General features: G+C 55.9%; 20 protein-coding genes. 8 read left to right on the top strand and 12 right to left on the bottom strand.

Annotation, left to right across the window (positions count from 1 at the left end; translation table 11 throughout):
- Positions 1 to 9: 9 nt before the first annotated feature.
- Together FEAC_RS00680 and FEAC_RS00685 are read left to right on the top strand one after the other, a co-directional pair.
- Positions 10 to 1,107 carry a type IV pilus twitching motility protein PilT gene (locus tag FEAC_RS00680; protein ID WP_035388074.1) on the top strand — a complete coding sequence of 366 codons (1,098 nt, stop codon included), beginning with the start codon at positions 10 to 12 and terminating at the stop codon, positions 1,105 to 1,107.
- Between the two features lie 98 nt (positions 1,108 to 1,205).
- The gene (locus tag FEAC_RS00685) at positions 1,206 to 1,757 is read left to right on the top strand and encodes a dTDP-4-dehydrorhamnose 3,5-epimerase family protein (protein ID WP_035388073.1); all 552 of its coding nucleotides are present in this window, start codon (positions 1,206 to 1,208) and stop codon (positions 1,755 to 1,757) included.
- Positions 1,758 to 2,160: 403 nt separating this feature from the next.
- Here the strand turns inward: FEAC_RS00685 and FEAC_RS16210 are convergent, their stop codons facing one another.
- The 3 genes from FEAC_RS16210 to FEAC_RS00700 form a co-directional block, all read right to left on the bottom strand.
- A complete protein-coding gene (locus tag FEAC_RS16210; RefSeq protein ID WP_419195358.1) occupies positions 2,161 to 2,391 on the bottom strand; it encodes a zinc ribbon domain-containing protein in 231 nt (76 codons plus the stop codon).
- Positions 2,392 to 2,721: 330 nt separating this feature from the next.
- Positions 2,722 to 3,222, bottom strand: a complete 501-nt coding sequence (locus FEAC_RS00695; RefSeq protein ID WP_035388072.1) for a MaoC family dehydratase — start codon at positions 3,220 to 3,222, stop codon at positions 2,722 to 2,724.
- Between the two features lie 6 nt (positions 3,223 to 3,228).
- Positions 3,229 to 3,711, bottom strand: a complete 483-nt coding sequence (locus tag FEAC_RS00700; protein WP_152622996.1) for a DUF6941 family protein — start codon at positions 3,709 to 3,711, stop codon at positions 3,229 to 3,231.
- Positions 3,712 to 3,735: 24 nt separating this feature from the next.
- On the opposite strand from FEAC_RS00700, the gene FEAC_RS00705 reads away from it, so the two are divergent.
- The gene (locus tag FEAC_RS00705; RefSeq protein WP_152622997.1) at positions 3,736 to 4,425 is read left to right on the top strand and encodes a class I SAM-dependent methyltransferase; all 690 of its coding nucleotides are present in this window, start codon (positions 3,736 to 3,738) and stop codon (positions 4,423 to 4,425) included.
- 65 nt (positions 4,426 to 4,490) lie between these two features.
- On the opposite strand, the gene FEAC_RS00710 is transcribed toward FEAC_RS00705, so the two are convergent.
- The gene (locus FEAC_RS00710) at positions 4,491 to 5,240 is read right to left on the bottom strand and encodes a CPBP family intramembrane glutamic endopeptidase (RefSeq protein WP_052565052.1); all 750 of its coding nucleotides are present in this window, start codon (positions 5,238 to 5,240) and stop codon (positions 4,491 to 4,493) included.
- Between the two features lie 135 nt (positions 5,241 to 5,375).
- Here FEAC_RS00710 and ftsH point away from each other — a divergent pair, with 135 nt between their 5' ends.
- Together ftsH and FEAC_RS00720 are read left to right on the top strand one after the other, a co-directional pair.
- Positions 5,376 to 7,346 (top strand): ATP-dependent zinc metalloprotease FtsH, encoded by a 1,971-nt coding sequence (gene ftsH, locus FEAC_RS00715; RefSeq protein ID WP_081900924.1) that lies wholly within the window; start codon positions 5,376 to 5,378, stop codon positions 7,344 to 7,346.
- 14 nt (positions 7,347 to 7,360) lie between these two features.
- Complete coding sequence (locus FEAC_RS00720) at positions 7,361 to 8,185, top strand: ChbG/HpnK family deacetylase (RefSeq protein ID WP_052565055.1); 825 nt, start codon at positions 7,361 to 7,363, stop codon at positions 8,183 to 8,185.
- A 361-nt stretch (positions 8,186 to 8,546) separates the two neighbouring features.
- On the opposite strand, the gene FEAC_RS00725 is transcribed toward FEAC_RS00720, so the two are convergent.
- From FEAC_RS00725 to FEAC_RS00760, 8 genes are all read right to left on the bottom strand, one after another.
- Positions 8,547 to 9,329 carry an inositol monophosphatase family protein gene (locus FEAC_RS00725; protein ID WP_035388069.1) on the bottom strand — a complete coding sequence of 261 codons (783 nt, stop codon included), beginning with the start codon at positions 9,327 to 9,329 and terminating at the stop codon, positions 8,547 to 8,549.
- Entirely contained in the window at positions 9,330 to 9,755 is a 426-nt protein-coding gene (locus FEAC_RS00730) for an SCP2 sterol-binding domain-containing protein (protein WP_160290294.1), read from the bottom strand.
- Positions 9,733 to 10,581 carry a PIG-L family deacetylase gene (locus FEAC_RS00735; RefSeq protein WP_160290295.1) on the bottom strand — a complete coding sequence of 283 codons (849 nt, stop codon included), beginning with the start codon at positions 10,579 to 10,581 and terminating at the stop codon, positions 9,733 to 9,735. The genes FEAC_RS00730 and FEAC_RS00735 overlap by 23 nt, the downstream gene beginning before the upstream one ends.
- Before the next feature lie 97 nt (positions 10,582 to 10,678).
- Complete coding sequence (locus tag FEAC_RS00740; RefSeq protein ID WP_035388067.1) at positions 10,679 to 11,977, bottom strand: acyl-CoA dehydrogenase family protein; 1,299 nt, start codon at positions 11,975 to 11,977, stop codon at positions 10,679 to 10,681.
- An 82-nt stretch (positions 11,978 to 12,059) separates the two neighbouring features.
- The gene (locus FEAC_RS00745; protein ID WP_035388066.1) at positions 12,060 to 13,226 is read right to left on the bottom strand and encodes an ABC transporter substrate-binding protein; all 1,167 of its coding nucleotides are present in this window, start codon (positions 13,224 to 13,226) and stop codon (positions 12,060 to 12,062) included.
- A gap of 91 nt (positions 13,227 to 13,317) precedes the next feature.
- On the bottom strand, positions 13,318 to 16,539 hold the full coding sequence (locus tag FEAC_RS00750) for an error-prone DNA polymerase (RefSeq protein WP_081900899.1): 3,222 nt from the start codon (positions 16,537 to 16,539) through the stop codon (positions 13,318 to 13,320).
- 3 nt (positions 16,540 to 16,542) lie between these two features.
- Positions 16,543 to 18,060, bottom strand: coding sequence for a Y-family DNA polymerase (locus tag FEAC_RS00755; RefSeq protein WP_152622998.1), 1,518 nt, complete (start codon positions 18,058 to 18,060; stop codon positions 16,543 to 16,545).
- Positions 18,057 to 18,665, bottom strand: coding sequence for a hypothetical protein (locus FEAC_RS00760; protein WP_152622999.1), 609 nt, complete (start codon positions 18,663 to 18,665; stop codon positions 18,057 to 18,059). The genes FEAC_RS00755 and FEAC_RS00760 overlap by 4 nt, the downstream gene beginning before the upstream one ends.
- A gap of 122 nt (positions 18,666 to 18,787) precedes the next feature.
- Between FEAC_RS00760 and FEAC_RS00765 the strand changes: the two genes are divergently transcribed.
- Genes FEAC_RS00765 through FEAC_RS00775 form a run of 3 tightly spaced genes read left to right on the top strand, consistent with a single transcriptional unit; the run spans position 18,788 to position 22,141 of the window.
- Complete coding sequence (locus tag FEAC_RS00765) at positions 18,788 to 20,335, top strand: circularly permuted type 2 ATP-grasp protein (RefSeq protein ID WP_052565059.1); 1,548 nt, start codon at positions 18,788 to 18,790, stop codon at positions 20,333 to 20,335.
- A 1-nt stretch (position 20,336) separates the two neighbouring features.
- Entirely contained in the window at positions 20,337 to 21,290 is a 954-nt protein-coding gene (locus tag FEAC_RS00770) for an alpha-E domain-containing protein (RefSeq protein WP_035388063.1), read from the top strand.
- Positions 21,290 to 22,141 (top strand): transglutaminase family protein, encoded by an 852-nt coding sequence (locus FEAC_RS00775; protein ID WP_035388062.1) that lies wholly within the window; start codon positions 21,290 to 21,292, stop codon positions 22,139 to 22,141. Before FEAC_RS00770 ends, FEAC_RS00775 begins: the two co-directional genes overlap by 1 nt.
- Positions 22,142 to 22,149 lie beyond the last annotated feature (8 nt).

The raw sequence follows: 22,149 nt of genomic DNA on the forward strand, positions 1-22,149 counted from the left end.
ATACCAGGTATGGCCACTAGTCACCATGTCCTTCTTGAGAGCTACCTCGACACCTTGCGAACTCTAGGTGGTTCCGACCTTCACCTTAAGGCTAATGCCCCAGCGTGCGTGAGGGTAAGCGGACGCCTCAGCACCATCGAAACACTCCCCTCTCCTAGCGGGGAAGACCTTGCGGCAATGATGGAGGCGATCATGCCAGAATCGGCCACGGCCATATTCAAGAAGACAGGGGAGACAGACTTTGCCTACGTCGATACCCGTGGTAGACGCTATCGGGTGAACTGCTTTCTCTTTGGGCGAGCTATAGGATTCGCGTTTCGCTCGGTCAAACCACAGGCGCCTTCCTACGAGGATCTCGGATTACCCTCTTCGATCGCCGACTTGGCAAATATCGAGCGCGGACTTATCCTGGTCACCGGACCCACCGGCTCCGGGAAGTCTTCGACCTTGGCTGCCATGGTAAATGCAATCAACACAAACAAGGCCAAACACATCATTACTCTCGAAGATCCAATCGAATACATACATCAAGATCAGCGTTCCTTTGTAAACCAACGAGAGATCGGCTTCGATACGAGGACGTTCGCATCGGCATTACGTGCATCACTTCGTCAAGACCCAGACGTGATCCTCGTCGGAGAGATGCGAGATCTTGAAACGGTAGAGGCTGCCATGCAAGCCGCTGAGACTGGCCATCTCGTACTCTCCACACTCCACACTCTCGGGGTTGCAGAGACGATCTCGCGCATCATAGATTTCTTCCCTCCATACCAACAGAAACAGGCGAGAGTATCAATCGCCGACATCCTGGCTGGCGTCATCTCGCAGCGCCTCGTAGAAGCCAGTACAGGGGGAACGTTGGTGGCGGCCTGCGAAGTTCTGGTCACCAATGGGAGAGTTAAGCAAGCGATCCTCGAACCAGAACGAGCCACCGATATCAGAACAATCGTCACTGAGGGTGCCTTCTACGGTATGATGACATTCGATCAGGCGCTCGCCAAGTTAGTAACCGACGAGAAAATAACAACAGAGACCGCACTTGCCAACGCCTCGAACAGTCACGACCTTGGTCTGATGTTGAAGGATCTCGGTCACGCCGTCGCCTAAGCCGCCGCTGTCCGCGATGGCGAGATGAAGATGCGCGGTGTGAACCGGTCAACTGTTAGCCTAGGTGTCGCACTCCTTCGATGAAACGGCGGTACCACATGGCTAATCACGAGCTCAACGACCTCATTGATGATGTCGTTATCATTCAACCTGAAGTCCACGCCGACGCCCGTGGTAAGTTTCAAGAGACTTACCGACGTTCATGGTTCCCACTCGGTCGTGAGATGGTGCAGGGATCTCGTTCCGACAAAATCGCCGGATCCCTGGTAGGGTTACACTACCACCTGCACCAGGCTGACTATTGGTACATCGTCGACGGCACTGCGCAGGTCGTCCTCTATGACCTAAGACCGGATTCCCCTACCCATGACACCGTGATGGATCTTGAGATGGGTGAGACAAACCCAATCGGTGTCTTCATTCCACCAGGTGTTGCTCATGGTTTCGCGACACTCACTGACATCACCTTGACATACCTCGTCGATGGGTACTATAACCCCTCCGATGAGCTCGGCATCCGCTGGGATGATCCACGTTTTCGCAACGTCTGGCGACTCGTCGATCCCGTCGTCTCCCAGCGCGACCAGACCAACCCGAACCTATCGGACATCGATCCAGGTCTGCTACCCCACGGGAGACCGAGAACCTAAACCACTCCTTCTGCCCCGCCTTCGACAGGCGGTCAGACACCAATAGAGGTACTGATCAAGTCCCGCCTAAGCGACTAGTCGCCGGGACTCGATCTAAGTCGAGATCGGCAATCGTCTGGCCCAAAGTCCGGGCGAGCCACCCAACTCGAACTTCAATGCATAGCTATGCATGCATCCGCAAGGTACATATAATCATCAACCCCCGTACACAAAGATGAGGAGAGGCCGCTCGACAAAGAGGGGGAGGTCAGTGTCAACGGCTCATCTCCTCAAAGAGGACATCGACCTACCGGAGCGAATCTTGAGTGACTTGTGTGACATCCGCCCCACCCTTACGGACGGGGCTTCCTGGGCTGCTCACGCAGCTTCGGCTGGTTGACGCTTCACTGGGTCTGGGTGCTTGTTAGCGTGCGATGTCCCTCCACGTCCTTAGATCACACTTAGAACAACGTAGGCTCGTGTATGCGGGGTTGATGGCGATGATTTCTACTGGTATTATGGCATTGATAGCTTTGTCAGTGAGCCGTCTGTGGAACATACCCCAGCCCTGTTCGAGGATAGACCTGTTGAGTCTGGACTTCTGAGCAACGTTCTTGCCTGGGTTCTCAACTGTGCCCGTGGTCGAACGGGTCATGTTCTTGACCCCCAAATCCTCTAGGGCAATCAGGTTGTGGTCCACCCGATCCAGTCTTTGCGTCGATCGGTCTCCTTTGCTGATAACTTGGCTATAGCTAGCTTTATAGCATTACGACGTTTGGAGCCTTTGGTCTGTCTAGCTAGTTTGCGTTGTAGTCGCCTCTTAGGTTGGCGCTCTCGGTTGGTGAGTAGTTTCACCCGTTTGGTCAGCCAAGCTCCGTCAAGAGTCGCTAGCGAACTCTAGCTACAATGAGCCCGGAAGAGCGTCGCGCGAGAACGCCCGAGGGTGTAATCAGCTGCGGCGAGTTGATGCTAGCTAAAATACGAGCTAGACAGAATACGGAAACTCTCTCTGTGGCAACGCGTCCTTGCGCCAGACCATTACCTTGCGACGAAAGTAAACGACTTCATCACCATGCTGGTTGTACCCAAAGGTCTCAACCGTCACGATACCTCGATCGGGCTTTGACTTCGACGGCTCTGCTGCAAGCACACGTGAGACCGCATAGATGGTGTCGCCATGAAACGTAGGTCTCTTGTGGATTAACGACTCAACCTCAAGGTTGGCGATCGCCGAGCCAGATACGTCGGCAACACTCATGCCCAACACGAGAGAGTAGACAAGGTTGCCTACCACCACGTTCTTCCCATGCACCGTAGAATGCTCGGCAAAATAGGCATCCGTGTGCAGAGGGTGATGATTCATGGTGATCATGCAAAACAGATGATCATCGGCCTCGGTGATCGTCTTCCCAGGCCAATGGCGATAGACATCACCAACGACGAAATCTTCAAACGCTCGGCCAAACGGTCGATCACTTGCAGTCACCGCGAATTAGTCCTCTGTCACTGGACGTGGAGCCTCACTTGGCTCTCCACCTTCTACCACCTCACCCTGAGGAAACGCCATCGTCGAAAACGCGGCGTTCCAGTCGGGCTGAGACTCTCCATCGATGGTTAAGACCCACCGGTACCTACCACCTGGAGGAAGCGGTAGCGGACCAAGGTTGATCGCCAGGTTGACAGGGATGTCACTCCCCAGTGGAACCCCTTCGGGAGTGCCGATTTGGAAATCACCTCGTACCTCGACGGGCTGGGGACCCTCTGGAGTCTCCACCATGACGGCGCCACCATCGTTGTCCTGAAGGAAGAGCTCCCAATGGTGGGCTTCAGGTGCCTCAGACCAGCCGACATCTACTTTCATAGCTATCGCCATTGGCGACATACCAGGGCCAGTCACTGACCATCCTCCACCGAGGAGAAAAAGTTTACCTTCGCTGACCTGCGCAGAATCGCAGAGAATTAATGTTGCATTCACGACCCATAACGCTAGCGTAGAAATGTGGAAGATCGCCACCTTATTCCGACGAAATCTACCCGTGTAGGCCCAAATCTGCACACAGAAGTGGTCGACCCCTATTATCGGGCAACGGCTCAACTAACGTCAATGCTTGCAGGATTCGAGCTAAGCGCCGCAGCCGATATTGGTTGCGGCTACGCCGGCATCACCGAGGACATCGCAAGTGCGCTCCCCTCACAGGCGACTCTCTACGCCGTAGATGCGGACCCGGAGGTCTTTCCGACGTCGCACGGAGCGGCATCATGTCAGGTGATCGAACTCGTCCAGGACGTATACCAACTTGAGCTGCCAAAACAAGTTGACGTCATCGTTTGCCGCTTCCTTCTGCTTGACCTTACCAATCCGCTAGCTGCTATGAGAGCGATGCGGCGCTGGATACGACCGGGTGGGCACCTGGCTCTACTCGAACCGATCACATCGACGGGCAGAATAGGCACTAGCGCCATCGCGAGTGCGAGCGACGAAATCGTCGACCAGGACATCGGTCTCCGACTATATGATCTTCTGACTGCGATAGACGCGGACGAGATTACGATCGACGCCTTTACGCCGGTAGGGCTTGGAGCATCGCTCGCCGGGCGCTACCTTGCGGCCATGACCGGCGTTGATCCTGGGTCCAACACCTTTATCGCACTCCCCACGCTCGTACTCGCGTGTGGCCACATCCAGTAGTGAGCGATAACCTTCTACGGCAATCCATCGAGGTCTCATAGTGGCAGTACCCAACTAATCCAACCTCAGTGAATGCGCACCAAGGCGACAAGCGCGACCAGGTTGAAGGTAGCGTGAGCAACGATGGTGGTGCCTAATCGTCTTGTCCACCACATCAAACCCGCCAGCACACAGCCAACCGCCAGCAGGCCGAGGAACTGAAGCGGCTCAAAGTGAGCGAGCGCGAAAAGCAACGCACTTCCCAAAATCGACAACGCCACTCGAACTACTGGCGTGACGTTCCCCAGACGATCACGCAATACCGAGAGCGTGAGACCGCGAAAGAAGATCTCCTCACAAACTGGTGCCCCTATCACCAGCACAAAGGCGACGACCGCGAGTCCTCCACCATGGCCAATGCCAACGAACGATTGAGCCGGTTTCGAAAGCGACTTCGACAGTGAGGGATTGATAGCCTCAAAGGGAAGATAAAGCACTGGCACGATCACAAGTTGACTGACCACGCCCGCAACTATTCCAACCGGTACGTCGATGAGCGGACGAAAATGCCACCCAATCAATTCGAAGAAGGATCGATGCCAATAGCTACGCGCAGCAAAAAAGGCGCCACCGACAAAAAAGATCCATAACCCTATCTCGTCCATCACAAGCAGGAATGGAGTCAGACGGGACAGCGTGGTGGGTCCGGAGAAGTGCGAAACAGAGATCCCGATCGAGAGAAAGATGGTGCTCGACACCAGCGCGACACCAAGCACCACCGGAGGAAACCAAAGTGGCGCAGGTCGACCATCAGCCGGTTTCAAGCGACGTTCCATCCACACGTACTCCTTCGGGGCCTCGGGCCAATCAGGCTAACGGATCCAAAACCTAAGGAACTCCAATTGAATCGAAGTAGGGTAGTTGCCCGCCTAGGTTTCTCAATCGGCACCAAACCGCCTAGCATAGTAGCAATGAGCCGCACTCCTCAAAATATGCGACCCGGTAACAACGGTCAATCCCAAGGCAAAGATAGTCGTGGACGGATTACCTTCGGTCTACTACTAGGTCTAGTCGTCGTCGTTCTTCTTGTCTCATTCTTAAACCATGGTCCAACCGCAAGGACGCTGACCTACAGCCAGTTTCTCTCAGACGTGAGCGCCCATAATATCAAGACGGCGGTAATTGATAACTCCTCCGGGCAGATCACCGGCGTGTTCAGCAACGGTAAGAGCTACAGCCTCTACGGGCCAGATCCCGCCTTTCAAAGTGAGATCACCGCCCTCAAAAAGGCCGGTGTCAGCTATAACTTCCAGACCTCGAGCCCTAGTATTATTGGCACGATCATCGAGTATGCCATCCTCATTGGTGGCTTCGCTCTCGTCTGGATCTTTATCAGCCGTCGAACACAGGGTTCGATGTCGGGGATCATGTCGATAGGGCGATCGAAAGCGCGCGTCTACTCGCCGGAGCGTCCGCGCACCACCTTTGACGACATCGCCGGCTATCAAGGGGTCAAGAGCGAGGTAAAAGAGATCGTGGAGTTCCTCAGTGACCCGACTCGTTTCACAGACCTTGGCGCTCGGATTCCAAAGGGAATCCTACTGGTTGGCCCCCCTGGGACCGGTAAAACGCTACTCGCCAGAGCAGTAGCTGGAGAGGCAGGAGTCCCATTCATGTCCGTGAGTGGTTCAGATTTTATGGAGATGTTCGTAGGTGTTGGTGCAAGTCGTGTGCGAGATCTGTTCCAAACCGCTCGCAAACAGGCACCCTCGATCATCTTCATCGATGAGATCGACTCCATTGGCCGCAAGCGTGGCACGGGGTTGGGCGGGGGCCACGACGAGCGTGAGCAGACGCTGAACCAGATGCTCTCGGAGATGGATGGTTTCGATCCAGCCGAAGGCATAGTCGTAATGGCTGCTACCAACCGTCCCGACATTCTGGATCCCGCACTGCTCCGACCTGGTCGTTTCGACCGCCAGGTCGTCGTTCCGCTCCCGGACCTCGACGAGCGAACTGCTATTCTTGAGGTGCACACACGATCGAAAAAGCTCGCCTCTGACGTTGATCTCACCGTTGTAGCTCGAGGAACACCTGGAATGAGCGGCGCCGATCTTGCAAATCTAGTCAACGAAGCCGCGCTAAGCGCAGTGCGCCGCAGCTCATCCGAGATCGACATGGAGGACTTTGAGTACTCGCGTGATCGCGTACTCATGGGGCAACGCAGAGAGTCAACAATTCTCTCTGACGAGGAGAAGGAGCGTGTCGCCTTCCACGAGGGCGGCCATGCCGTGCTTGCCTATGTACTGCAGTACTCAGATCCTGTCCACAAAGTCACAATACTCCCCACAGGAATGGCCCTAGGAGTCACCCAGCAACTCCCGCTTGAGGAGCGCCATCTCTATCCGAAGGAGTACATTGAAGATTCTTTGGTAGTCCGAATGGGTGGACGAGTGGCCGAACTCCTCGTCTACGGCGATCTCTCCACCGGTGCGAGCAATGACCTCCAGGGAAATACCGAACTCGCACGACGGATGGTGCGCGAGTGGGGCATGAGTGAACGTATCGGACCGATGGCATGGGGCTCTCAAAATGTGGTATTCCTCGGTGAAGATCTCCTCCACTCATCCGACTACTCCGATCGAACTGCACGCCTTGTAGATGAAGAGGTTGAGAGAATCCTCCGCGAACAGGAAGAGCGAGCCTCCAAAATTCTGAAGACGCACCTACCAGGTCTCGTGAATGTCGCCAACGCCCTGCTTGAACGTGAGACGATATCGGGAGCGGACGTTGCCGAACTCGTCGACAAGGCCTTTGGGAAGGCAGTCCACCCAGAGGGCAAGAAGAACGCGTCGATCGCGAAACTTGAAGACTTCCGTCCGACGGCGGGGCTCCCAGTTGCCGGCAACGCTAACCACTCTACGGCGACCCCGATAGATTAGGTGAATACGAATAGGTGACCAAACAGCTCATCCTTGTTGCGGAGGGTCTCGGCACTACTGAGGCGACAACGGCTGGGGGGTTCTTGGCCCTGCGAAGTGGCTTCGCAACCGGCGGCAGGCTCGTAGTTGTTGGCGCATGGGCTCGTGAAGTAGTGCGCCGCTACCGCGGCGAAGACTTGGGCGTTGAACTTGTTCTGACATCGCCGCATCCAATCCTTGGCTATCGGCCACTCACTCATGCACCAACGCTCATGGGCGGCGAAGGAACCTTTCCCACCACTACTGACGATCTGCTCGAACACGCCGATGCCGGCGAGGTGTATCGCGAGCTGCGCGCCCAACTTGAGCGCGCTATCCTCTGGGGTATCAGCGTCTCACATTTAGCCATACTCCATGATGCAGTATGGCCTAGGGCAGATCTAGCCGATGCAGTATTCGACCTCGCCGATGAGTTCCGAGTTGCGCTTCGGCTGACGCCTAGCTACAGTGAGGCAAATCTCGGCTACGACGCATATATCTTGGCTTGCAACCGCGGAATTGCAACGATCGATCACACCCTCAAGGCGACGCCAGCTGAGCTCTCCACCACAGATGCACTTCTGCATTGCATATCGAAAGAGATGGCCACCGAACTCGATGGCATTATCGAGTTAGCACTCAGCTTTGCCGCCAACACGCCAGAAATTCGCTCATTTGGTTCCCGGGAGATCCACATCATCGATCCACACAGTTTTACTCAACAAGCGGCAATTCTAAAGGAACTCCTGCAGCAGCGACATGTCGAGTCTGAGACCTATCGACGTATCACGCACGCCCGCCAGCAACAACGCAAAGCATAAGTACTCCACTCACGCGCCCAACCTAATCAAACCAAACACAAGTACTTGCCCTCGATAGCCTGGCCCGTGAAACATTCATCGCGTCCACCACAGAAGCACAGCACCGAGCCACACGGAAACCACACCAGCTACATGCCTATTTTCCTATACATTTCCATTATTCGACGGTCTTGGTGCGACATACCACATGCCCTGGATGACCATGTGATCGCCCCCAACCAATGATGATCTACTGCCTATACCATGTTGTTGCCATACATAGCTGACGCCAACGCTGGGTGACAGGTTCTGCTTGGCTTATTTTTGGAAACCTATACCCGAGACCGTCGGGAGTCCTCGCCCTTCAGCCGTAGAGAGGACTTCACGAACCCGTGTTAATAGCCGCCCTACGCAGTTCCAAGAGGCGTGATGTGCGCTGCCTAGAACTACTGGCCACCAATCCTGCTCCTTCGGGTTGAGCTCTATAGCTTGACCCGTCGCCCATTTGCACCGAGCCACCCATTTTGGTCACAGCGTAGGCTCCGGGTACATGATCCCAGGGCAGCACACGCTCGTAGATCAGAAAGTCGAGCCTCCCACACACTAGATCGACGTAATCGCTCCCTGCACAGCCTGATCCATCGACGATATCGAACTCATTCACGAGTGCAGTACTCATCTGATCGACTATGCGGCGAGGTAGGAAGCGGGCAGATATGACTCCACGCCCACGCTCTCTATGATGCTCAACTGAGGCCTTCCCACCGATGACCCTAACCCCGGTTGCATCCGCTAAAAGAGCTGGACCGCCATGGAGACGGATACAACTCAACTGCGGCGAACCATCAACCACCAGCGCAGCCATAGTCGCTACCGGTCCGCTTCCGGTTACATAGTTGGCGGTTCCATCCAGCGGATCCACAATCCACACCTGGCCTTGAGCGATCCAATTGAGCCAAGACGAGTCTTGGCTCGCAGCCTCCTCTGCAAGCACTCGACTTCCCGAGAGCAACGAAGAAAGGCTCTCCGTAAGCGCCGCTTCGATCACCAGATCGAGTTCGGTGACCCACTCGCCTGTCGACTTCTCCCACGCCCTGTGCTCAACGTTACCCGCCTGCTCTATAGACGCGTCGATGAGTGCAAGGACCGCCTGGGTATCCGGCAACTACTCCCCTATATGGTCGAAATCAGTCCGCCGGGCGAGCTCGCGCTCTAACTCCTGATACTCGCTCGATCCAGTGATCGGAAGGAGTTGCATAAGGAGATCGAGATTACCATCAACGCGAAGCCTGCCCTCCATGAAGGCACTCGTCGCATCGGTCGCACCAGTCTGCATGCTACGAGCATCATCGAGCGAGACGGAGAGCTCGACATCTGGACTCGTGTGTTCGCCAAGTCCGGCGCCGCCAAGCTGCCCATCCTGAATAGTCCAGTAGTAGCTGTACTCCGTGCCGTCAGCATCGGTAAGAAAGTACTGCAGCGTCGCCGAGACCCCAGCCTGGTAGGGCATCGCAGCTCCGAGCTCCAGGGTATCTGCAATCCATCCTTCTGAGAGCCAGGACGCCACGTCAGCGCTCTCCGAATCCGGCAAACAGGTCTGTCTCCTGGTATCCATCAGGAGAGCCGACAAGGTGATACTCCTCATATGGATAGACCTGCGCGAGCTCCTCTGGCGAGAGTGCGAACCAAAACGGTGAATTCGGATCCACCTGGGTCTCGTGCGCCAGTAAAGCAGCACGTCCCACACCAATAAACTCGCTCACATCGATATGAGTGGTGACAAGATCATCATCACCCTCCCGCTCTGCCATCCTGAAGGGAAGTTCGATACCTTTCGCGGCGATAGCATTGCTCAACGCCTCGAAACGAGCACGAACCCATAGCGACCAGTACCATTTCTCCACCCAATGAGGAGCTCCAAGCTCGGGAGCGAACGTGGGGTCATTTGCCCACTCACGGGCCACCTTCGCCACCTCATAGACTCGAAGATGATCCGGATGAGGATAACTGACTTGGCGTTCACCGTAGCTGATCATCACCTGAGGGCGCTCTCGCCGAAGAATAGCAACAAGTGGACGTACTGCAACCTCAAGGGGCACAGCGGCGAAACAATTTTCATGACTATTTGCCTCGCTACCGGGCATTCCTGAGTCCCGAAATCCAAGCAGCTCCACATCTTGATACCCAATGATCTCGGCTGAGCGGGCGAGCTCCTTCATCCTCAACTCTGGCAACTCTTCAGGATCACGTCCTTTGAACGCAGGATTGAGAAACTCACCCTCTTCACCGCCTGTAGCAGTGACTAGCACCGAACGCACACCCTCCTCGGCGTACTTGGCGATAGTGGCAGCGCCCTTAGATGCCTCATCATCGGGATGAGCATGAATGCTCACAATAGTTCGCTGATCCTTCGACACGTCTCCTCCATCAACCTCGCATCTTGTTAGCTTCCAGGCTAACTGCCAAACAGCTGTGGCAAGACCGATGAAGAGGTTCGGGTATCGGCGAGCTATCTTAACGGTCTATCGACAGCAACTCCAATTGAGCCGCAAAGTGCTCCCTGGCCGCCGCACGTCTGGTTGCAATCAACTCGGTTGGCTCTGTTGCTGGGTCGTAGTCTCGCAGTATCTGCCGAGCAACCGTCATGCGATGCACCTCATCCGGTCCATCATAAATTCGGGCTGCTCTCGCGGCACGATACATCTTCTCCAACGGGAGATCCGACGAGAAGCCCAATCCTCCATGCACCTGTATAGCTCGATCGATCACGTTATAGAGGACCTGAGCCCCAAAGTACTTTATCATCGAGATCTCGGTACGTGCCGCCTTCTGTCCCTTCTGGTCAATCATCCAAGCAGCATGTAGAGTCATTAGTCGTGCCGCGGACATCTCAGCAGCGGAATCAGCAATCCAGTTCTGGACCGTCTGCTTGGCGGCGAGTGGCTCCCCAAACACCTCTCTTGAGACGGCCCGCTCGCACATCATCGCAAACGCACGCTGTGATTGCCCAAGCCATCGCATGCAGTGATGGATCCTCCCTGGCCCAAGTCGGCTCTGTGCAAGAGCAAAACCCATACCCTCGTGCCCAATCAAGTGATCGAGTGGAACTCGAACGCTCTCGTAGATGATCTCGGCGTGATTACCATAGGACCCTGCATGGACCACAGGATCCTCCATCGTCGGTATATCGCGCACCACCCTAACCCCCGGCGTCTCCTTCGGAACCAGCAGCATGGACATCGCTTGACGGACTGGGGCGTCGGGCACGGTGCGTACCATAACGATTAGGAAGTCAGCGACCGATCCATTCGTCGTGTACCACTTGTGACCGTTGATCACCCACTCATCACCATCACGGACGGCCGTGGCGCTGATACGAGTTGGATCGGCCCCAGCATCCGGTTCAGTCATCGAAAATCCACTCGAAAGCTCTCCTCGGAGTAGAGGTTCGAGATACATGTCACGTTGGAATTCAGCTCCATTTGCCTCGATGCCAAGCGCGAGTAGCTCCGCATTTCCAGAATCGGGTGCGTTGTTGCCAAATACGATCGGGGCAATTGGCGACATACCTAAAATCTCACTGATAAGACCTAGCTTGACCTGACCAAATCCTTGTCCACCGAGTTCGGGAGGCAGATGGGCGGCGAAGAGTCCACGTTCTTTAACCTGCTCCTGCAGAGGCTTGATCATCACCTTGAGCGCTGGGGTATCAAGGTCAAGCGCCTCAAGAGGGAGGATCTCGTTCTCAACCAATGACCTCACCCAGACTAGCTGCGCCTCAAAGTCAGGTTCCGTTGCAAAATCCCAAGCCATCTCCGCATCCCTTCTCGTCCCTACCTCGACTCTATCACCAACGACGCCTCGAGCCAGAGCAGGCGATGTCGCTTGAGTCGAGTTACAGGTTTGGAGGGGCGGCGAGTCTAGGTGGAGTGGTCGTTACTCGTGTTCCGTCAACGTATACGGGACGAGTCGTACCTGTCAAGACGGCACCTTGAAATCCCGTAGCCGCACTCCATGAGCCGAAGGCCGGTATAGTCGGGTCGAACCGATGCCGTGCGAGGCTCGTCAGAATCGCCCTACGACTGGGATTGATCCCCGCAGAGCGAAGCAACTCGATCGACATCGTGGCGGCATAGATGCCATCAAGAGTTGCCGGGTCAAGCGCCACCTTTGGCGCTAGCAAGCGATCGACAGCCTCTAGGTATCCGTTCCAGGCGGCGCTGAGTGCGCTCCGCGGAACCCATGGTCCAAGACGCATCACCGTACCATGAAACGTCGGCACCGCTGCTCGTAGTTGCGCACGCGAAGTGGAGCTCTCGGCAGCGATCACTGTCGGTGCCTCATTCAAAGCTGCGAGGGTAGCAAGAAGCCTGGTGGTCACCGATGCTGGTGCAAAGCTGATCACCAAGTCTGGCACTCTCTTTGCCAACTGGGCGGTGCCTTGCAGTTTTCCAGTCGTGCCGTAGCTGAGTTGTTCGGGCGACGTCTTGAAACCAAGATCAGTGGCGATGCCTGGCACCGTAGTCGACGACACCACTGCAATCGTTCCGTTAGCAAGATCAAGACTTGCTAGCAGAGGTCCAAGCTCAGTCGCTGTGGCGGTGAGTGGAGAGACCGTGTTGGCAGTATTAGGTCCTGTCGCTTGCCCCGTCGGGAACAACTGCAAGATGCCGGAACTGCTCGCCTCCGTTGACACGGAGTTAGCAATCGAGGACGGAGCGTCACCGATCAGAGCGAAGGCACCGACGGTAGCGCTCAGGTAGTTCGTCTCGTCTGCTGCAATTGAGGGTTGCCCTGCATCATCCTTTACCACCAGGCCGAGTTGCCTTCCGTAGACGCCATGGTGCTGGTTGAAGAGACGTAGTACCGCCCGTATGCCAGCCACCTCGTCAACTGCGTTTTGATGCGAGACCCCCTCGGCATTGACCTCTGTTGCAAAGAGGACGCTAGATGCGGTCACCCCAGGAGCGGACGCAAGAGGTGTGGCCAAGCTTGTCGCTTGACTTCCGCAGCTGGCGAGTACTAGAGCAGCCAAAGTAACCACTAACGCTGTGCTGATCACCCGGTGCTGCATCGGGCATCACTCTAGCACGTCATCGACTGGACCTAGTTACACTAGGCTTAAGGATATAACCACGGCTCACCGCTACGGCTTATTGAAAGTCACGCGAACGAAGTACGGGCGCACCCTCAAGAGCCATCACCTTTGAGGCGATCACTGACTTCACCTCTCCGCTTCGCTGCAATCTCCCAGTTACCAGCACGGCAGAGGAGAGGGCCGCCTCGCGGAAGCGAACCCAGACTCCAGGGCGAATAAGAACGTTAATCAACCCAGTCTCATCCTCCAGGTTTAGAAAGACCACACCCTTGGCCGTACCTGGGCGCTGCCGGTGTGTGACGATGCCAGCCACGGTCACCTTGGCTCCATCATCCAACGCCCCCAAGCCGTCAGAGCGTACGATATCCGATCGACTCAAGGATGAACGCAGAAGCTCCATCGGATGACCCTTGGTCACAAAGCCCAGCGCGTGTGACTCCATAAGCTGTCGTTCGGCCTCGGTGAGAACTTCAAAAGTGGGTTGACTTCCATTAGCGACGATATCAGAGAGCCCTCTACGGTCTCGCACCACCTCTCCGCTCTGCCAAATCACCGACCGTCGGTGTTGGCCGAAACAGTCAAACGCCCCTGCCTTTGCAAGGTTGATTACTTGGAGCTCGCTGAGTGGAACACGGTCGAGTACCCCCCTCCAAGAGGTATAGGGACCGCCTTCGATGATCGCCTGGGCCTTCTTATCTCCGACACCGCGTATGGTGTCAAGTCCGACTCGGAGAAAGACCTCGCCATCGTAAACCTGTAGGTCAGTCGATGCAGATCCTCGATTTACATCCGGGGGCAATGCAGCAACTCCATGTCGCGCAGCATCTCGCAGTAACGTCTGAGGTGACCAAAATCCCATTGGCTGCGAACGCAAGATCCCAGCATAAAACGCCGCTGGGTAGTGAAGCTTGAACCATGCGCTGATATAGACGAGATAGGCAAAGGAGGCGGCATGACTCTCAGGAAAGCCGAAATTCGCAAAGGCAGCGAGCTTTTGGTAAATCTCCTCCTTCGCTAGATCATCGACCCCGTTCGCCTCCATGCCAGCGAAAAGACGCCGTTTGAGTCGCTCCATGCGCTCAGTCGACCTCCGAGAACTCATCGCCTGTCGAAGCTCGTCCGCCTGCGACGGGGAGAATCCAGCCACATCCATCGCCATCTGCATGAGTTGCTCCTGGAAAAGGGGCACCCCCAAAGTCTTGGAGAGCGAACGTTCGAGCAGTGGATGAGGATAGGTAACCGCCTCCTCTCCGCTCCGACGGCGGAGATAGGGATGAACCGACCCGCCTTGGATTGGCCCTGGTCTGATAAGCGCTACTTCGACCACAAGATCATAAAAACATGTCGGCTTGAGTCGTGGCAACGTCGCCATCTGTGCACGCGACTCGACCTGAAAAAGACCGATGGAATCAGCATGTTGCAACATCACATACACCTGTTCCTCCTGGGGTAACAGGGCGATGTCGACCGTCACTCCATAGGCGTCCTTCACAAGATCGACCATCTCGTGGATCGCGCCTAGCATACCCAGACCAAGGAGGTCGAACTTCACTAGCCCCATCTGAGCACAGTCGTCCTTGTCCCACTGCAAGACGCTGCGGTCCAGCTTGCGTGCCCATTCGACTGGGCATACCTCGATGATAGGACGATCGCAGATCACCATTCCCCCTACATGCAGACCTAGGTGTCGAGGTGTGTATTCGAGGTCGAGCGCGACCTCGGCGATGTCCGCCGGGACCTCGAGTAGCGGGTGTCCACGATGATCACGCGCCTCAAATGAGGCACGTAACGAACCACGTCGTTCAACCTGGCGTGACCACCGATCGATCTCTATCAACGGAACGCCATACACACGCGCCGTATCTCGAAGAACCGAGCGTGCTCGGTAGGTGATCAGGCTAGCTACCTGGGCGGCGTACTCTCTACCATAACGCCGATAGACATACTGCAGCACCTCTTCACGTCGGCCACTCTCAATATCGACATCGATGTCAGGCGGACCATCACGCTCTGGAGAGAGAAAGCGTTCGAATAGAAGCCCAAGAGCCACAGGGTCGGCATTGGTGATACCAAGTGCATAGCAGACGGCAGAATTGGCCGCTGAACCCCGACCTTGGCAGTAGATCCCTTCCCTTCGACAAAAATCGACCAGATCGGCTACCACCAAGAAGTAGCCGGCAAAACCCAATGTATCGATAATCTCGAGCTCGTAAGCGAGTTGGCCATAGGCTCCTGGGATGCGCTCAGCATCCACGGAACCATAGCGCTTCGGTGCGCGTTCAAAGGTAAGGTGGCGGAGCCATGAGATATCTGTCTCGCCTGCTGGAGCAAGCGAACGTGGTAGGCCCGGGGCAATGAGGTGCAACGGGAAACGACAACGCTCCATCACCTCAACGGTCTGTGCCACGACGCCAGGATAACGCACAAAATGCAACCGCTGCTCCCTTGGCGTTCGTAATCGGGGTACCCCAGCACTCGGAAGATATCCATCGAGCTCGGCAAGTTTGGAGTTTGATCGAATAGCTGCCGCTACTGTAGCTCGTAGCTGACCGCGACTATTTAGGGCATGCACATTCTGTGTTGCAACAAGTGGAAATCCACGCTGAACGGCGAGTTCAGCCAAGAAATCTGCTCGAATCGTATCCAATGGATCGCCATGATCGTTGATCTCAATGACTAATGCATCATGACCGAAACGTTCCTCCAACTCGTTCAATCGATGTCGAGCTGCCTTGGGTCCCTGTTCGATGAGGGCACGCGAGAGTGGACCCTTACGGCATCCAGTCAACACAACCCAACCGTCATGTGGTTGATTTGTGGCCAGCTGATCGAGCGACAACGAGAAGACTCCTTTAGATCCCCCACGAAGGTGTGCCTCGGCAATCGTACGCGAAAGCGCCTGATAACCCTCGATCGAGGCTGCGAGAACGAGCAGGTGCTCTCCTTTCGGATCAGGTGTCGCGGTGCGGACCTCGGCATCACCAAGCGTCAACTCAGCTCCGATAATCGGCTGGATCCCCAGCGATCGCGCAGCTGTCAAAAATCGAGGCACACCGTAGAGACCATTATGGTCGGTGAGCGCGATCCCAGCGAGGCCGGCTTGGCTCGCAGCAACAACGAGATCCTCTGGCGAAACGACACCGTCGAGAAAGCTGAAATAGCTGTGCGCATGCAGCTCTGCATAGGCGGGTTCTCGATCGTCGCTGAGATTAGATTGCGTTGAATCTAAGTCGCGAACTCGCTGGATCGGTTGTTCTAGCTCTCGGTAGGATGGCATTGTCTACCCAAAATCCCCTTCAAGCCACCAACGCTGCGCCTCCCTCATCACGAGCACTACCCTCTGCGGAGTCATCAGCATAAGTCGTACATAGCGTCGCCGGCGACGTTCCCACCAGCGTTCAACGACAACCCAGGGACCAAAACACGCTGATATCCTAAGCTCCTCACGACCAAGGACTAGTATCGCGGGCTCAACCATCATGATGCCATCTCCACATACCTCAACTGGAGTACCAAGAGCATCGAGGAGCCGGACCTCACGAGGGTGTTGATACACCAAACTTGGAGCAGCGCCCGGTAGATGGCCAGGCCAAGGAGCCTGATGATCCTCCGAAAGCTGTGGAGACGGCCATCGGCCGCTCCAGGGGATCCAGGCACCCTGCTCTCGCAGGGAACGACCTCCTTGCATAGCAGGCACCAACACACGATCATCGCCATACAGCATCGCCACACGAGTCAAGGTTGCAAGAATCGCCGACTCCTTCAGCTCCTGGCGATCAAATGTCAACTGACGGCGACGCACCGATGACCATTGCAACGGTTCTATACGTGCCTCGATCAACGTATCGCGGTGTGGCCGAGACGCCTGCTCGAACCATCGGAGTCGAGCTATCAACTCAGTCGCACTCGCCCCATCAAGGACCTCCACCATCTTGGTCAACTCTCCCGTCGTCGTGACGAGCGTGATACACGCCTTCACCAACACGAGACCACGCTGTTCGGCGGCGCGCAAGAGAAGATCTAGGGGCTGCATTAAGCGGAAAGAGATTCGCTCTGGGGTATCATCGTCGAAAACCTCAGTCGTGCACATGATGATCTCCGTCGGATCATCACCAACAACCGCAAGATCGATATCGAGACGGCAGAGACGATACCAGAACAGCCCTCGGCCACCAAACCGTGCAGCTACCACACTCTCATCGAGGTATTGAAAATCACCGACGTACTCCATGCCAACCTCGCGCAACAACCCCGACATCGACGCCGGGAGCAGCTCATCGACCCTACGCTCGCCCACGAAGGCCATGGACTCCCCTGGAGGCACTCGACACCCGAGACCCACCGCTACCGATGCGGCAAAAAGAGAGTCAGCAATCCCAAGTGCGATACTCAGTTGTGGGTAAGACTGGGTCAGTGATCTGCCCACCTCCTCGATGGCGTTCACAACCCGTGCCTCGGTTCCAAAGTATCGAGTCATCGCCAGTAACGGAGCTACCAACGCACGGTTGTTCTGACGGAAATAGGGGGAGACGGAATCAAACATCTGCTGAAGTCGCGCAAGCCATTGCTCCTCTCGGTGGTCATCACGTTCTCGCAACTCCAAGGTGGGGCATCGCGCTATCGCCTCAGACGAACGCATGCCAACTACCACACCACGCCGAAGCGCTGCTTGGGCAACCTCGATGATTTGGCCACGACCCACGATGGCGACGCAATCCTCCTGTGTTGCATCTACCGCAAGCAGCGAAAGACCGTTGACATGAAGGACGACCATGCGCCTAGGAGCTGTCAGAATCAACGAGCCACCGATGTTGACGTGCTCGTCCTTAGCCCATGCTCCTCTACCACAAGATGCAAGGTCGGGGATCCAAACGGGAACTCCATCGTCGGCACACTCCAGCCAAGTTCCTCAACGATTAGCGTCACATCAGGTGGAGACCTGCGAAGATGCGAGGAGCGATCGATGGCACGATCGCGATCGATCACCACCAGCGCGCTCTTACGCTCTCTGGCTCGCGCTACCAAACGGTGCCAGTGACGATCGATGATAGCTGCATCGAACACAACAACGTCGAAGGCGGATACAAGCAGAGCGATCACCTGTGCCGTCTCTACTCCATCATCAACCAACACAACACGCGAAAGGTCCCAACCAGCCTGTGCCAAAGCCACGACACCCAGGTCACGAAGGCCCACGAGGGCGATAGCAAAACCTGTTTGTGACGTCAAGCTGAGCATCTCGATTACCGCCGTATGGGATCCGACACCACTCACCATGGTGACCGCACCCGTCACCAAGCCCCCTTTCGACACAAGTGATGCATACTCAGCCTTAAGTGGCAATTGTGTCGACGGCTGGTAAGCGGTCGCTTGGAGAAGCGAGGAGATGGGCGGTAGCGTCATCTCTCCATAGTAGTACATTTGTTCGTTTTTCTGACGCATGCCGTGGTGCTCATACCGCGACCTCATGATGAATGGAGTGTTGCTAGCGAAGATCATCAAGAAAGATCTGCTAAGGTTGCGCTATGGAGAACACCCTCCTCGACTCTTACGCAATCTCGAGCAGCTTCGATGAGATACTTGCAGGACCAGGGCTACCACGTCCAGGATGTGCCGAACTCTACAGCGCTCTGCAAGAGCTAAGTGAGGTTGAGTTCGAGCAACGCTGTCAGGAACGAGATCTCTCCTTCCGGGATCGCGGAGTTACTTACTCATTCGCAGGGATGGAGGCGCCCTTTCCGCTTGACCCGATCCCAAGGATCATCTCGTCCGAGGAGTGGGCACACCTCGAGGTCGGCATCGTCCAGAGAGTGCGTGCGCTCGAGGCCTTCCTCGACGACATCTTCACCCAGCAGCGAATCTTCGAAGACCGTATCATCCCTCGCCGTCTTGTCCTCTCATCCCCACTTTTTATTCGCCATGCCTATGGGCTCACACCCGCAAATGGTGTCCGGATCCATATCTCGGGCATGGATGTCGTCAGGGGTCGCGATGGCACGCTCATGGTGCTCGAGGACAACCTAAGAACCCCCTCCGGGGTGTCCTATGTTCTCGAGAATCGACGAAGCATGACCCGCATCTTCCCCGAGTTCTTTCGTGGCCACCGAGTACGACCTGTAGCGAACTATCCGACTGAACTCTTGCGCGCCCTTGTCATGGCTGCACCTCACACTGCAACCTCGGATCCAAAGGTCGTACTTCTCACGCCTGGCATTCACAATGCCGCCTACTTTGAGCACACTTTCCTCGCCCGACAGATGGGGGTTGACCTCGTCGAGGGTAATGATCTGACCTGTCGAGATGGGGTCTGCTACTTGCATACCACCGCAGGAGATCAAAGGGTCGACGTCATCTATCGAAGAATCAGCGATGACTACCTCGACCCGCTCTACTTTGAACCCTCCTCTCTCCTCGGCGTCCCGGGCCTGCTTACCTGCGTGCGCGCAGGTAACCTAACTATCGCAAACGCAATCGGCAACGGCGTCGCAGACGACAAGCTCACCTACACCTACGTTCCGGACATGATTCGCTACTACCTAGGAGAGGAGCCGATACTAGCAAACGTCCCTACCTATCGGCTTGAGGATCCTGAAGTGCGTGCATGGGTGCTAGAACGACTCGACCAGCTTGTGCTCAAGCCAGTCGACGCTTCAGGTGGCACTGGTATCGTCATCGGACCCGATGCCGACGAAGCTACCCTCACGGCTGTGGGTGATGCCATACTCGCGCACCCACGCGGATGGATAGCCCAGGAGGTCGTCCGACTCTCAACCTGCCCGACCAAGGTTAATGAAGGGATCGAACCACGACATATTGACCTGCGTCCGTTCGCCATCAACCAGGGTGATCGCATCTGGGTGCTACCTGGCGGACTCACTCGAGTTGCCCTCCCTAAAGGGTCGCTCATCGTGAACTCATCACAGGGCGGAGGATCCAAAGACACCTGGGTACTTGACGCCTCCGCCAATAGCGTTGATCTTCATGCACCCATGAATAACAGCTCTGCAACCCCAGCGAGGCAGCCCACCACGGGAGATCACCCGTTACAAGTCGCCAAACAGCAGGAGCAATGACATGTTAGTTCGCATAGCGGAATCTCTCTTCTGGTTGGGTCGCTACCTAGAGCGTGCAGACGATACTGCGCGTATCCTAGAGGTGCATCTCAACCATGAACTTGAATCTGGCTCGGCTAGCCCACAAACTTCCTTCCTCTCAACCCTCGGTTTCGACGAGTTTGAAGCTGGTGAGGCCGACTCCGCAACTCTCTTTGCAACTCTAGGTTTCTCCACCGAACACCCAAATTCAATCGCATCCTCAATCGTAGCCGCAAGAAGAAACGCCGGTGGGCTCCGAGAGCTTCTCCCCAGCGAAGTCTACGAGGCGATCAACATCGCTGATCGACTCCTGGTTAAGATGCCTCGCCGTAGTACCTCGCTTTCGGAGTTCTTTCGCTACGTACGTCTCGCCCACGAACGAGTTGCTATCACGATAGGTCTCCTCGACGAGAGCTTTCCTCGAGATGAGGGTTGGCAGTTTCTCCAGCTTGGAACGTTCATCGAACGTGTCGATATGACGCTTCGCCTTCTGAAGTTCCGACTGGTCTTCGCACCAGAGAGTCGAGATTGGGTCACCACGTTGAAGTACTGTTCTGCCTATGAGTTCTATATACGCACCTACCATGGACAGGTTGAACCGGAGTACGTACTAGAGTTTCTACTCGTCGACCGTCTCTTCCCTCGCAGCGTCCAGTTCGGCCTCATGACCGCCGAACGTTGCCTCGATCGCATCGCCCCAGATACTCATCGAAGTGCCCCACCTGCTCCAGCGCAACGAATTCTGGGCCAGGCCCGTGCCACTATATCATTCCTCACTCGTGAGGATCTGACAACACGGATTGAGACCCTGCTCGAGGACCTCAGTCTCTCATGTTCACTCGCCTCGGATGCAATAACCCAGCAGTACTTCGGACAGACTCGGGGCCAGTCATGGCAGCGTGAAGTTGCTCACATCATCCCACGGAGCCTGTGATGACTTGGATCCTCTCAATCGAACACACATCACGCTATCGCTACTCGGAGCCCTCCGGAGGATCGTTCAACGAGGCGAGAATGCTCCCTCAGTCTGACCGCTCCCAGTTCGTCCTCCAAAGACACCTAATAGTTACACCGTCCGCCCATGTTCTTGAGTACCAAGACTACTGGGGCACTCTCACACACGTCTTTGAGGTACATCAGCCTCACCACGAACTCTCGATCATTGCACGTTCTCAGGTTCAAACTGGCACCGGACCGTTAACCGAACCAGAATCGCCCTCTTGGCTGCACTACCGCGATCCCGTCTTCGACGATGCCTTCGCCGAGTATCTAGATCCCACCGACAAGACGCTTATCGGGAATACTGACGAGGTGCTTAGTGCGCTAGACCTTCTCCGATGCAGTGCGACGCCGCGCGATGCGGCACAGGGGGCCTCGGATCTGGTCCATGAGCGACTCACCTACGAGGTTGGTTCAACAGCCGTCTCTACTTCTGCGACCGAAGCTTGGTCGATCCGCAAAGGGGTCTGTCAAGATTTCGCGCATCTATGCATAGGTTTTCTTCGTCGGCTTGGCATCCCAGCCCGTTATGTCTCGGGCTATTACTATCCAGATCAAGAAGCCTCGATTGGCGAGCTGATCGACGCAGAGAGTCATGCCTGGGTCGAGGCATGGGTAGGTTCCTGGCTACCACTAGACCCAACTAATCGTGAGGTCGAACCCGAACGCTACGTCGTCGTCGGCCGGGGGCGCGACTACAGCGATGTCCCTCCACTGGTCGGTATTTACAGTGGTATCGGTAGCTCAACGATGGAGGTACACGTCGGAGTGGTCAGACAATCATAACCGCCACA

Origin of the sequence: Ferrimicrobium acidiphilum DSM 19497 (assembly GCF_000949255.1) — a bacterium.
Classification (GTDB): Bacteria; Actinomycetota; Acidimicrobiia; order Acidimicrobiales; family Acidimicrobiaceae; genus Ferrimicrobium; species Ferrimicrobium acidiphilum.